Consider the following 13,078-nt stretch of genomic DNA (forward strand, 5'->3'; position numbering starts at 1 on the left):
CCCCGCGACGGGGCCGCCCGAAAACGAAGGCCGGCGCCCGAGGGAGCCGGCCCGTCGCGTCGGCCGCGATCAGATGAGCTTGGCCATCGCGATGGCGGTGTCGGCCATGCGGTTCGAGAAGCCCCACTCGTTGTCGTACCAGGTCAGCACGCGCACGAAGGTGCCGTCCATGACCTTGGTCTGGTCGATGTGGAAGGTCGAGGAGTGGGGATCGTGGTTGAAGTCGATCGAGACGTTCGGGGCCTCGGTGAAACCGAGCACGCCCTTGAGCGGGCCGTTCGCCGCGGCCTTGATCGCCTCGTTGATCTCGGCGACCGAGGTGGCGCGCTTGGAATTGAACTTGAAGTCGACGACCGAGACGTTCGGGGTCGGCACGCGGATCGAGGTGCCGTCGAGGCGGCCGTTCAGCTCCGGCAGAACCAGCCCGACGGCCTTGGCGGCGCCGGTCGTGGTCGGGATCATCGACAGGGCCGCGGCGCGAGCCCGGTAGAGGTCCTTGTGCATCTGGTCCAGCGACGGCTGGTCGTTGGTGTAGGAGTGGATCGTGGTCATGAAGCCGCGCTCGATGCCGACGGCGTCGTTGAGCACCTTGGCGACCGGAGCCAGGCAGTTGGTGGTGCAGGAAGCGTTGGAGACCACCAGGTGGTCGGCCGTCAGCTTGTCGTGGTTGACGCCGTAGACGACCGTGAGGTCGGCGCCGTCGGCGGGGGCCGAGACGAGGACGCGCTTGGCGCCGGCATCGAGGTGGAGCTTCGCCTTGTCCTTCGAGGTGAAGATGCCGGTGCATTCCATCGCGATGTCGACGCCGAGCTCGCGGTGGGGCAGCTCGGCCGGATTCTTGATCGCGGTGACGCGGATGCGCTGCCCGTCGACCACGATGTGGTCGCCTTCGACCGAGACGGTGCCGGGGAACTTGCCGTGGACCGAGTCGAAGCGCAGCAGGTGGGCGTTGGTCTCGACCGGGCCGAGATCGTTGATGGCCACGACCTCGATGTCGGTGCGGCCGGCTTCCTTGATGGCGCGCAGGACGTTGCGGCCGATGCGTCCGAAGCCGTTGATGGCGACCTTGACCGTCATGTGTTCTCTCCCGTGGACTCGGTGTGGCGGAGGCGGTGGGGGCGGCGACGCCCCGGAGCGGAACGGGCCGCACGGATCGGTCCGGCGCGGCGCGTCTCGACGCTGACGAAGGGCCGGCGCTCGCCGGCGCGGCCTGCTGCTCTCCTGGTCCCGCACGCACCGGCCGTCCCGGCGGGGACGGCACTGGCGGGGAGCACGGGAGGCGTCACGGCAGCTCGTATTTCTGTCAATCCGCCGGCGACAGCCGCCCGGCGGGGGCGCGGGCTTCCTAACATGGTGCCGGGGCGTGTCAAACCCGAGCGGGGCTTTGGGGAAAACCATCCCGTCGACGGCCTCGATCCTGCGGCATCGCGCGGTTTTCGAGTCGGATGAAACGGCGTTCACGCCCGTGCGCGCAAGCGGCCGTCATCCTCCCGCCACGATGACGCCGGCGATGATCGGGCCCGGACATCGTCGAGAAGACACTTAACCATGCTCGCGCAACGGGGAGGAGACGATCGGAACCGTAACGAAGATGGCAATCGCCGGCGCGTATGCCGTGAGGCCTAGGTGACGGCAGCGATGCAGATCGATCTTCACACCCTCTATTGCCTGATTGTGGGAACGGTGCTGGTCGCCGCCGCGACGATGTTGTGGGAGCGCCAGGCCCACAAGCGGCGCGCGCGCGAGCTCGGAATCTGGGCCGGCGCCTTCCTGGCCTTCGCGGCGGGCTTGGTCGTGTCGATCAACCGGGCCGCCCTGCCGGGTATCCTGGGCTCGGCGCTCGGCAACCTGCTGATCGTGTCCGGCTACCTGATGATCCTGCACGGCGTCGCCCTCCTCGACGGGCGGGCGCGGCTGCGCCTGCCGCTCGCCGTGCTCGCGGTGCTCGCTCTCCTGTGGGCGACGCTCGGGGTCCGCTTTCCCGTTGTCCTCTGGACCTATGTCGGCTCGCTGCCGATCGCGCTCGCCTGCGGTCTCACCGCCTGGCGGCTCCTGCGCAGCCGCACCGCCCGGGCCTTTCGTGCGCGGCGGCTCGCGATCGCGGTCGCGGGCGGGCACGCCCTGTTCTACCTGGCTCGGGCCCTGGTGACGCCGGTCATCGTGGCCCTCTACGGCGACTGGCTGATGCCGGTCTTCGGCAAGATGACGATGTACGAGGGCGTGCTCTACTCCGTCGCCATGCCGATGGGGCTGATCGCGCTCGTGCGCGAGGAGGCGCAGGCGAGCGCCCTGGCGGCGGCCCGAACCGACTACCTCACCGGCCTCCAGAACCGCCACGGCTTCTTCGAGGACGGGGCGCGGCTCCTCGACGACCGCCCCGCGGCACTCCTCGCCTTCGACCTCGACCACTTCAAGGCGATCAACGACCGCCACGGCCATGCCGCCGGCGACGCGGTTCTGCGGCTCTTCGCCGACACGGCGCGGCGGGCGGCCGGGCCGGACGCGCTGGTCGCCCGGCTCGGCGGCGAGGAATTCGCCGCCCTGCTGCCGGGCTTCGACCTCGTTGCGGCGCGGCAGGTCGGCGAGGGCATCGCCCGCCGCTTCGCCGCTTCGTCCGTGCACCGCGACGGGCCCGGCATTCCGGCGACCGTCAGCGTCGGCCTGGCGGCCGGACGCGGCGACCTCACGGCCCTGCTCTCGGCCGCCGACCGCGCTCTCTACCGGGCCAAGGCGGCCGGGCGGAACCGGCTGGAGGTGGCGGCGGCCTGATTGTCCCCACCGTCCCCAGGATGGAGCCCCCCACGCCCGGCGGATCGGCACGACGATTGCGACGCGGGCCCCGGACCATTAGGGTTTCGGCCGGGTATCCCTGGTCTTTTCAGTCGGCGTTGTCGCGTCCGGCGTTTTTCGGAGGTGAGCATGACCGCAGCGGTGGAGGAGGCGTTGCGCCGCCTCGAAGCCTCGGTGTCGCTGCTCGAATCCGCGGTGACGCGCCGGCTCGACGCGGAGCGCAGCCACAGCGACCTCGAGACCGAGCTGGAGATCATGCGCGACGACCGGGCCCGGCTGGCGGCGGAACTCGACGGGGCGACGGCGCGCCTCGCCGAGATGCAATCGGTGACCGAGGAGGTCGATCACCGCCTCGGCCGCGCCATCGGCACCGTCGAGGGCGTGCTCGGCCGCAACGGCGAGCGGGGCGAGGGCTGAGGCCGCCGGACCTACCGGTGTCGGACTGGCGTTTCATGCGTTCGAGGAGGGGGCGATGCCTCAAGTGACGGTCACCATCGCCGGCAAGACCTACCGCATGGCCTGCGGCGAGGGCGAGGAGCGCCACCTCGAAGGGCTGGCCGCGAGCTTCGACGCCCGCATCGGCGACATGCGCAAGGCCTTCGGCGAGATCGGCGACATGCGCCTGCACGTGATGGCGGCGCTGACGCTCGCCGACGAGTTGGCGGAGACCAAGCGCCGGATGGAGGCGATGGAGCGCGAGACCGCGGCGTTGCGCGAATCCACCGATGCCGGCAGCGCCGAGCGGGAGGCCTCGGAGGCGCGGCTGGCCGAGACCGTGCAGCGCACGGCGGAGCGGATCGAGCGGCTGGCCAAGCGGCTCGGGTCGGTGCCGGGCGGGGCGCAGGGGGGGTGACGCATCTTTCGCGAAGTTCTGCCCGGCTGGTACCGATAGGGCTTGACATCGGAAGTTGCGAAGATGCGGGAGGGACGGTTGCCGCGCACGAACCCTCCCCCCTCTGCGGGGGAGGGTGGCCTGCGGAGCAGGCCGGGAGAGGGGACGCCGCTTCCGAAAAAGGCTAAATAGAAACTGGCTCTACGGGTTTGATTTCGCACGCAAATCCGAGGCGCTCGATCTGCCGCACGAGCGCCTTGGCGCGGATGGTCGGGGCCGCCTTGCGGCCGTGATCAGGCCCGGGATCGACGTAAGCCGTGCCGGCCTTGAGCATGTGATAGATCGCGGTCAACATCGAAGCGGCGACCGCGCAGATCGCCTTCTTGGGGCCGCGCCGGCCGCGCAAGCGCTGGAACTGCGCCCTGATGTAGCTCGCCTTCTTGCGCACTCCGGCCCAGGCGGCCTGCACCAAGGCCGTCTTGAGCCAGGGCGCGCCCTTGCGCAGCCGCGTCGAGCGCCGCTTGCCCGCGCTCTCGTCGTTCCTCGGGCACAGCCCGGCCCAGGAGATCAGATGGCCGGCGGTCGGGAAGCGGCTCATGTCGGGGCCGATCTCGGAGAGGATCACCTGCGCGGTGAGGTCACTGATGCCCGGGATCGTCACCAGCAGCTTCACCGCTTCCCGGAAAGGGCCGAGGTCGCGCTCCACCTGCGCGTCGATCTCCACGATCGCTCGCCCCAACCCGTCGTACTGGCGTAGATGCACGCCGAGCAGGAAGCGATGATGATCCCCGATCCGGCCGGTCAGCGCGGCCCGGATCGCCTCGGGCGCCGCCTTCACCCGCGGGCTGACCAGCGCCTGCAGCCCAGCCGGATCGCGCTCGCCCTTGACCAGCGCGTCGAGCACGGCGCGGCCGGACTGGCCCATGATGTCGGTGAGCACCGAGGAGAGCTTGAGGTTGGCCTCCTCGAGGGTCTTCTGGATGCGCTGGACGTGGCTGGCCTGCTCGCGGACCAGTTGCTTGCGGGTGCGCAGCAGGTCGCGCATCGCCTGGGTCTGGGCCTCGGGCACGAAGCTGGCGCGGATCAGGCCGTGGGCGAGCAGGTCGGAGAGCCAGACCGCGTCGGCGACGTCGGTCTTGCGGCCGGGCACGTTCTTGACATGGGCGGCATTGGCCAGGATCAGGGTGCGGCTGTCGGCGTCGAGGACCTGCCAGACCGGGCGCCAGTAGATGCCGGTCGCCTCCATGGCGACATGGGTGCAGGCGTGCTCGTCGAGCCAGGCGGAGAGGTCGAGCAGAGCGGGCGTGGTGGTGGCAAACGTACGCACCTCACGCTGAACCTCGCTGCTCTCGGCCAGGCGGATGGCTGCGACGACGGTGTCCTTGTGAACATCGAGGGCGGTGCAGCGGGGGTAGAGGACCTCCATCACGATCTCCTTGCCGTCAGGCCGCCGGCGCAGGCTCCCGTGAGATCAAATCTAAATGACGCGCTCCGGGGCTGGCCCGAGGACCGGCCCGTGACGCAAGCGAGGGGACTGAAGAGGAGCCCGGATCCAACTGATACGCGGGGTCTGGCACACCAAAGACGAACCGATCTCTCCGCCGACGGCAAGTCCACTCTGCCATATGTTTCATCCGCAAGGGACCGCGAAGCCGGTGACGAACTGATACGAAATCCGGAAGATGACTTCCGGATTTCGTATCATCAGCCCGCGCGGTGAAGCCGTAGGCTTCACACGCCTGAGCGAGGCCGCTTTCCGGATCGCGAAGCGATCAATTGGAAAGCGTATGAATCGTTCTGACGGGCGCTTCCTGGATCAGCGTCGCGCTGCCCCTCTCCCGGCTCACTTCGTTCGCCACCCTCCCCCGCAGAGGGGGGAGGGTTCATGCTCTCGGCCGTCGCTCCCGGGCGGCTGGACCTGCTATGCCGCTTGCGGCGTAACCCGCCAACGCAACTCCGGCTCCGCTCACGCCGCCCGCAGCGTCTCGATCTGCGCCAGCGCCGCCGCCCGGGCCGCCTCGATCCGGCGCTGGAGGTCCGGCAGGTCGGCGCCGGCGAGGCAGGCTTCCTCGATCTCGCGGCAGAGGTCGGACAGGCCGGTGAAGCCGAGCAGGCCGGCGGCCGAGATCATCGCGTGGGCGTCGCGGGCAAAGCCCGCGCGGTCGCCGCTGCGGGCGCGGAAGCGCTGCTCCAGCTCCGCCGCCAGCATGCCCAGCAGGCCGTCGATCCGCTCCGGCCCCATCAGCGTGCGGGCCGCCGCGAAGGCGTCGATATCGACCAGCACCGGAACGGAGACCACGGCGCCGTCGGCCCGGTGCTGCGCGATGGCCGCGGCGAGCTCGGCGCGCTTGAACGGCTTGCCGACATGGCCGTCCATCCCGGCGGCCCGGAAGGTCTCGAGCTGGGCCGGCAGCACGTTGGCGGTCATCGCGACGATCGGCACGGTGCCGACCGGCCCGGGCATCGCCCGGATCACCTTCGTGGCGGTGATCCCGTCCATGCCGGGCATCTGCACGTCCATCAGCACGAGGTCGTAGGGGCGCGCCCGCACCGCCTCGATCGCCGCCGCGCCGTCGCCGGCGACGTCGACGCTGTGGCCGTCGGCCTCCAGCACCGCCCGGGCGAGATCCTGGTTGATCGGCACGTCCTCGACCAGCAGCAGGCGGGCCGGCCGCACCGGCTCGGGCCGCCCTTCCGCGGCTTCCGCCGCCGGCGCGGCGCAGGCCGGGACCCTGACCCGGAACCAGAAGGTCGAGCCGGCGCCCGGCCGGCTCGCGACGCCGATCGTCCCGCCCATCAGCTCGACGAGGCCCTTGCAGATGGCGAGGCCGAGCCCGCTGCCGCCGTATTGCCGGCGGATCGAGCCGTCGACCTGGCTGAAGCGCTGGAACAGCCGGCCGTGCTGCTCGGGGGCGATGCCGATGCCGGTATCGGAGACCGAGAAGCGCAAGGTCCCGCCCTCGATCCCGCCCTCGGCCTCGACCCGTACCGCGACCCGGCCGGCGGGGGTGAACTTGACGGCGTTGTTGAGGAGGTTGAGCAGGATCTGGCGCAGGCGGTCGGGATCGCCCCGGACCCAATCCGGCACCGCGGCATCGAGGGAGACGTCGAGGACGAGGCCCTTGGGCTCGGACAGGCCGCGCACGATCGAGGCGGCGTTGTCGACCAGCGCCGCGGGGGCGAAGGGCACCTCGGCGAGCGCGATGCCGCCGGCCTCGATGCGCGAGAAGTCGAGGATGTCGTCGACGACGGTCAGCAGCGCCCCGCCCGCCGCGGCGATCCGGTCGACGTAGCGCCGGTGCCGGCCCGGCAGGGTGCGGTCGGCGAGCAGGAGGTCGGCATAGCCGATGACGCCGTTCAGCGGCGTGCGGATCTCGTGGCTCATCGAGGCCAGGAAGTCGGTCTTGGCCTGGCTCGCCCGCTCGGCGGTGATCCGCGCCTCTTCGAGGGCGCGCGCATGGCGCTGGCGCTCGCCGACGTCGCGGAAGGTCGCGATGATCGCGGGCTCGCCGGGCGCCGCGCCCGGGATGCGCCGGAACGCCCCCTCGACCCAGACCCAGGCCCCGGTGCGGTGGCGGGCCCGGCAGACCACGCTGACCTGCGGCTCGCCGGCGGCAAGGCGGCGGGCCTGGGTCACCAGCAGGGCCAGATCCTCGCGGTGGACGCCGTCGCGCAGGCGCATCGCCACGGCCTCCTCCGGCGTGTAGCCGAGGAGGCGCCGCACCGCCGGCGAGACGTAGCTGCGCCGTCCGTCGTCGTGGGCGAGCACGATCAGCTCGCTGGTATTCTCGGCGAGCAGCCGATAGCGCGCCTCGCCGGCCGAGAGCATGCCGGCGGCGCGGCGCGCCTCCGCCTCGAGGTCGCGGTGGCGCACCAGCGCCCGGGTCAGCCCGAAGCCGAGGCCGACGAGGACGGCGCTGATGCCAAGCACCACCGCGGCGTCCTGCTGCACGCCCTCGCGCCAGGCCGCCAGGGTCTCGTCCCTCGAGACGCCGGTGGTGACGAGGAGCGGCGCGCCGGAGACGCGCTGGAAGCTGCCGTAGCGCCGCACGCCGTCGATCGGCGAGGCGGTGCCGTCGAAGGTGCCGCCGGCGGCCCCCGCGGCGGCCCGCATCAGCGAGCCGCCGGCGACGCTGCGGCCGACCTTGTCCGGCACGTAGGGGTGGCGCACCAGGATCACGCCGTCGCTGCGCAGGAGCCCGATGGCGCCGTTGGGGCCGAGATCGAGCCGGCCGTAGAGCCGCTGCAACTCGGTGAGCGACAGGTCGGCCACCGCCACGAGCGGCGTCTCGCCCGGGCGCGGCACCACCAGCCGGGCGACGCTGACGAACCAGGAATCGGCCGGCCCGACCCGGGTCGGCTGCCCGATCGCCAGTTCGGACTGGCCCACCGCCAGGGCGGCGCGGACGAGATCGGCATCGTTGGGCCGGCCGGCGCTGCCGGCCCCGCCCTGGCCGAACAGGGGGCTGCCGGTGCTGCCGTCGAGCACCCGCACCGCCATCACCGCCGGGATATGGGCCATCAGGCCGGAGAGGAGCTGGCGGGTATAGGCCTGGTTCGCCCCGAAGGTGTGCGCGTCGACCCGGGCGGCGGCGGCGCTGAGCAGCATGTCGACGGAGGAGACGAGGCGGTTCGCTTCCTGGCCCAGCGCCTGGGCCACCGCCTCGGCGGTGCTGCGGGCGTCGCGGATCGTGCGCTCGTAGTCGCGGGTGTCGGTCCAGACCGTGACCGTGGCCAGCCCGAGGCAGGTCGTCAGCACGCCCACCCAGACGCCGCCGACGAGAGAGCGGTAGGACCGTTTCAGGTTCATCTCACCAACGCCCCGCGCGCGCCCGTCCGGGGGCCGCGAACGGCCTCCCGGGCGGGCCGCCCGACAGGCGTACGGGGCGGATCGCCCCGCCGCAAGGGGCTCCTGTCAGAGCATACCCCGCGGCGGTTCCCGGATCAGGCGGTCACGGTGCCTCGAAGCGGATCGGCTGGGCGCCCTTGAGCAGCGTCATGCGGCCGAGGTCGTAGACGTGCTCGATGCCGGTGGTGATGGTCAGGAAGTGGTTGCCGGCGAGCTGGCCGACCTTGCTGGCGAAGTGCACGCCGCCATAGGCGAGCAAGATTTCGGTCTCGCTGATGCCGCCCGGATAGAGGATCATCTGGCCCGGGGCCGGGTAACTGGTGTGGTTCTCGTAGCCGACGCCGAAATCGAGATCGCCCAGCGGCATCCACACGCCCTCGCCGCTCCAGCGCACGTGGATGACCTCGCTCACGAAGGGCAGGGCCTTGAGGAAGGCCGCGCAGGTCTGGGGCGCCTTCTCGAGCTCGAGCCGGCCGACGAGGTCGAACGGGCCGGCCTTGATCTTCAGTTCCTTCACGGGGTCTCTCCTGGTCGAGGGGTAGGAAGTGGGACCGAGCCCGACGAAGCGAGAGCCGGGCCAGACGGATCAGGGACGCAGCGATTCCGGCCCTAGGTGCCGCAGCACGTCGACGAGCAGGCGCGTCGCCACGTCGACATCGGCCTCGGTCACGGATTCGGCCGGGGAATGGCTGAGCCCGCCGGCGCAGCGCACGAAGATCATGCCGATCGGGCACAGGCCGGCCAGAGCCAGGCCGTCATGGCCGGCGCCGCTCGCCAGGCGCAAGGGGGCGAGCCCCAAGCGCGCGATGCCGTCGGACAGGGCGTCCATCAGCCCGGGCGCGCAGGACGCCGCGGGCTCGTCGTAGCTGCCCTGCCGGCTCACCGTCACGCCACGGCGCGCGGCGATCGTCCCGAAGGCGGCGTCGAGGCGCGCGAGCGCGGCGTGGCGCACGGCGTCGCTCGGGCTGCGCAGGTCGAGGCTGAACCGGGTGAGCGCCGGGATGACGTTGACGGCGCCCCGCGGCACCTCGATCTGGCCCACCGTGGCGACGAGATCGGGGGTCCCGTTCGCCTCGGCCTCGATCGCCAGAACCATCTCGGCCGCCGCCGCCAGGGCGTCGCGGCGCAAGGCCATCGGCACCGTGCCGGCATGACCCGCCCGGCCCTCGACCGTGACGACGAGGCGGCTCGCCCCGGCAATCGCCGTGACGATGCCGACCGGCAGGCCTGCATCCTCCAGGACCGGGCCCTGCTCGATATGGACTTCCAGGTAGCCGAGCACCGAGGCCGGATCGCGGGCGAGGCCCGCCACGCCGTCGGGGTCGCAGCCGAAATCGCGCAGGGCCTGGGCCAGGCTGATCCCGTCGCGGTCGCGGGCCTCCAGGAAATCGGGCCGGACCAGCCCGGCGAGCGCCCGCGAGCCCGTGAGGGTGACGGGGAAGCGCACCCCCTCCTCGTCGCCGAAGGCCAGCACCTCGACCGCGAAGGGCAGGCGCTCGCCCGCCTCGTGCAGCGCCTTCACGGCGGAGATCGCCGTCACCACCCCGAGATTGCCGTCGTAGCGGCCGGCGTTGCGCACGGTGTCGATGTGGGAGCCGAGCAGCAGGGTCGGGGTGCCGGGCGTCGCCGCCTCGTAGCGGCCGACCACCGTCGCGGCGGCATCGAGCCGGACGCTCATGCCCGCCTCCTCCATCCAGGCCGCCACCTGCCGGGCGGCCTCGGCATGGGCGGGGGTGAGGTAGAGGCGGGTGAGCCCGTCCGGATCGGCGCTGAAGCGCGCGAGCGCGTCGAGGCGGGCCATCACCTCGGCGCCGAGGCAAGTGGCGAGGGATGGGTGGGGAAGCGGCCTGTCGTGCGGCATGGCGGTCAAGTCCGTTCAGCGGCGCGGGAGGTCAGTGACTCCGGGGTATGGCCGGGCCGTGGGGCTGTCCAGCCGCATCGTGCTCGACGGAGGCCAGAACGGCATCGGTCGAGGCCCGCCGCGTGCCCGGATCGCAGCCTCACCACTGGGACTCCCGCCCCTCGACGTCCAATATTCCGTTGCGTATGGTCCAGTCGTTTTTCGTCTGGATCGGCCCAGCCCCTCCCGTGGAATTGCGGCACCTGCGCTACTTCGTGGCGGTGGCGGACTCCTTGAGCTTCACCGGGGCGGCGGAGCGCCTGGGCGTCTCGCAACCGCCGCTGAGCCAGCAGATCCGCGACCTGGAGGCGGAGCTGGGCACGCCGCTCCTCTGGCGCACCAGCCGCAGCGTGGCGCTGACCCCCGCCGGCACCGCCTTCCTCGCCCGGGCGCGGCATATCCTGGCGGAGGTGGAGGAGGCCTGCACCGAGGCCCGGGCGGTCGGGGCCGGGCGCAGCGGCACCCTCGATGTCGGCCTCACCGGCTCGATCCTCGCCGGCCCCCTCGGGCGGCTGATCCGGCTCTTCGGCGAGCGCTACCCCGCCGTGCTGGTGCGTCTGCACGAGATGCCGCCGGGCGAGCAGCCGGCGGCGCTCCATGCCCACCGCACCGATCTCTGCTTCCTGCGCCGGCCGCCGGAGGATCCGTCGTTGCGGGTGGTGCGGGCCTGGCCCGAGGCGGTCGGCGTCGCCCTGCCGGCGGGGCACCCCTTGGCGGAGCGCGCCGCCATCGCCTTGGGCGACCTCTCCGACGAGCCCTTCGTCTCGCTGCGCCTGCGCGATTCGCGCTTCGCGACGTATCTGCAGGAGGCCTGCCTGTCGGCCGGCTTCGTGCCGCGGATCGTGCAGCAGGTGGTCGAATCGGCTTCGCTCGTGAACCTCGTGGCGGCGGGGCTCGGCGTCGCCCTGGTGCCGGCCTCGGCCGGCGCGCTGCCCCGGCCGGACATCGCCTACCGCCCGCTGGCCGGGCCGGCCCCGGTCGCCGACGTCTGCGCCCTCTACCGGGTGCCGGCCGGCGCCGTGACGGAGAATTTTTTGAACCTGATGCGCGACGCGCTCGGCCGGGCCGATCCGGACCGTGCCGGCTCGTAGGGTTTCTGAAATCTTCCACGCGCGATAATCAGGGCCGCCCCGCGGGTACCCGCGCGGGTTTGAAAAGCTCGAGTTTCAGGCGATCGAGGGTGCGCGCATCATGACCGAGAAGACCCGCGTCGCCGTCCTGTATGGCGGCAGATCCGGCGAGCACGAGGTCTCGCTGCGCTCCGCCGCCTCGGTGATCCGCCATCTCGACCGCGACCGCTTCGAGGTGATCCCGGTCAGCATCGACAAGGCCGGGCGCTGGCAGCGCCACGACCTGCGCCGGATCACCCAGACCGGGGACGAGAGCCTGTCGATCCCGGCCGAGAGCCCCGAGGTGCGGCTGGCGCAAGGCGCCGAGGGACGCGCCGCCTTGGTCGGGCTCGACGGCGCGCCGGCCCGCGCCGAGATCGACGTGGTGTTTCCGGTCCTGCACGGGCCGCTCTGCGAGGACGGCACGCTGCAGGGCCTGCTGGAGCTGACCGAGACGGCCTATGTCGGCTCGGGCGTGATGGCCTCGGCGGTCGGCATGGACAAGGACGTCACCAAGCGGCTCGCCGGCCTCGCCGGCATCCCGATCGCGCCCTATCGCGCCTTCACCCGGCGGGCTTACGAGCGCGGCGACATCTCCCTCGACGACATCGCCGCCGGCCTGACGCTCCCGGTCTTCGTCAAGCCCTGCAACATGGGTTCCAGCGTCGGCATCCATAAGGTGAAAGACTGGGCCGACCTGCCCGCGGCTTTGGCCGACGCCTTCCGGTACGACGTCAAGGTGCTGGTCGAGCAGGGCATCGACGCCCGCGAGATCGAGGTGGCGGTGCTCGACGGCGATCCACCCTTCGTCAGCGTGGCGAGCGAGCTGAACCCGCAAGCCCATCACGACTTCTACTCCTACGCCGCCAAGTACCTCGACCCCGAGGGCGCCAGCGTCGACCTGCCGGCCAACATCGGCGCTGAGCAGATGGAGCGGGTGCGCGCCCTGGCCTTGCGCGCCTTCGAGGCGCTCGAATGCAGCGGGATGGCCCGCGTCGACTTCTTCCTCGACCGAAAGGGTGGCGATTTCTACCTCAACGAGGTCAACACCCTGCCGGGCTTCACCTCGATCAGCATGTACCCGCAGATGATGGAGGCCTCCGGCGTGCCCTATCCGGAGTTGCTGACGCGTCTGGTCGACCTGGCGCTGGAGCGGCACCGGACGCGGCAGGGCTTGAAGCGCGAATTCGTGGGGTAGCGGCTCTCTTCTCTCCGCGGGGCGAGCCCGGCTGGGGGCGGTTGCGCCGCCCTCCGCATCCCGACCCGCGGCAAACACGATTCGCGCCCTTGTCCCGCCGGTTCCGGTCTCGCCCGGGATCGGCGGAACCCGCGTCGTCCCACTGTGACGGCACGACTGGACGGCGCTTGCGTCGACCGCTCCCACCAAGGGAGCCTTTTGTCGTCTCGCTCGACAGTCCTGACGCTCTCGGCGTCATCCCGGGTCTGCGAAAGCAGAACCCGGGATCCATCGCTGCAGACGGTACGGTATCGGGCGGAAAGCGAAGGGCCCTTCTCTTGAACGGTCCGAGATTCCGGATCGTCCTTCGCGCCCCTCGGGTCAGGGTTCCGCGGCGCAGCCGCGGAACGACGGGCGATGT

At 71.6% G+C, this 13,078-nt stretch carries 10 protein-coding genes; 5 read left to right on the forward strand and 5 right to left on the reverse strand.

Translation table 11 applies throughout. The features are described from left to right. Positions 1–69: 69 nt before the first annotated feature. On the reverse strand, positions 70–1,077 hold the full coding sequence (gap, locus tag AC3AOF_RS27185; RefSeq protein ID WP_093568149.1) for a type I glyceraldehyde-3-phosphate dehydrogenase: 1,008 nt from the start codon (positions 1,075–1,077) through the stop codon (positions 70–72). A gap of 561 nt (positions 1,078–1,638) precedes the next feature. Here gap and AC3AOF_RS27190 point away from each other — a divergent pair. From AC3AOF_RS27190 to AC3AOF_RS27200, 3 genes are all read left to right on the forward strand, one after another. Beyond that, entirely contained in the window at positions 1,639–2,769 is a 1,131-nt protein-coding gene (locus AC3AOF_RS27190) for a GGDEF domain-containing protein (RefSeq protein WP_488347031.1), read from the forward strand. Positions 2,770–2,919: 150 nt separating this feature from the next. Next, positions 2,920–3,207, forward strand: a complete 288-nt coding sequence (locus AC3AOF_RS27195; RefSeq protein WP_236987936.1) for a DUF4164 domain-containing protein — start codon at positions 2,920–2,922, stop codon at positions 3,205–3,207. Positions 3,208–3,262: 55 nt separating this feature from the next. After that, a complete protein-coding gene (locus AC3AOF_RS27200; protein ID WP_236987935.1) occupies positions 3,263–3,643 on the forward strand; it encodes a cell division protein ZapA in 381 nt (126 codons plus the stop codon). A 163-nt stretch (positions 3,644–3,806) separates the two neighbouring features. Here AC3AOF_RS27200 and AC3AOF_RS27205 read toward each other — a convergent pair whose 3' ends face one another. The 4 genes from AC3AOF_RS27205 to AC3AOF_RS27220 all read right to left on the reverse strand — a co-directional run bounded on the left by AC3AOF_RS27205 (position 3,807) and on the right by AC3AOF_RS27220 (position 10,332). After that, complete coding sequence (locus AC3AOF_RS27205; RefSeq protein ID WP_488347032.1) at positions 3,807–5,048, reverse strand: IS110 family RNA-guided transposase; 1,242 nt, start codon at positions 5,046–5,048, stop codon at positions 3,807–3,809. 540 nt (positions 5,049–5,588) lie between these two features. Continuing rightward, a complete protein-coding gene (locus AC3AOF_RS27210; protein WP_488347033.1) occupies positions 5,589–8,432 on the reverse strand; it encodes an ATP-binding protein in 2,844 nt (947 codons plus the stop codon). Positions 8,433–8,574: 142 nt separating this feature from the next. Further along, entirely contained in the window at positions 8,575–8,988 is a 414-nt protein-coding gene (locus tag AC3AOF_RS27215; RefSeq protein ID WP_165089608.1) for a DUF3830 family protein, read from the reverse strand. A gap of 69 nt (positions 8,989–9,057) precedes the next feature. After that, a complete protein-coding gene (locus tag AC3AOF_RS27220) occupies positions 9,058–10,332 on the reverse strand; it encodes an allantoate amidohydrolase (RefSeq protein ID WP_236987932.1) in 1,275 nt (424 codons plus the stop codon). A 227-nt stretch (positions 10,333–10,559) separates the two neighbouring features. Between AC3AOF_RS27220 and AC3AOF_RS27225 the strand changes: the two genes are divergently transcribed. Both AC3AOF_RS27225 and AC3AOF_RS27230 read left to right on the forward strand, forming a co-directional pair. Beyond that, positions 10,560–11,462 (forward strand): LysR family transcriptional regulator, encoded by a 903-nt coding sequence (locus AC3AOF_RS27225; RefSeq protein ID WP_488347034.1) that lies wholly within the window; start codon positions 10,560–10,562, stop codon positions 11,460–11,462. A 100-nt stretch (positions 11,463–11,562) separates the two neighbouring features. Beyond that, positions 11,563–12,678, forward strand: a complete 1,116-nt coding sequence (locus tag AC3AOF_RS27230) for a D-alanine--D-alanine ligase family protein (protein WP_236987930.1) — start codon at positions 11,563–11,565, stop codon at positions 12,676–12,678. Positions 12,679–13,078 lie beyond the last annotated feature (400 nt).

The organism is Methylobacterium sp. 142-1Y (assembly GCF_057747795.1).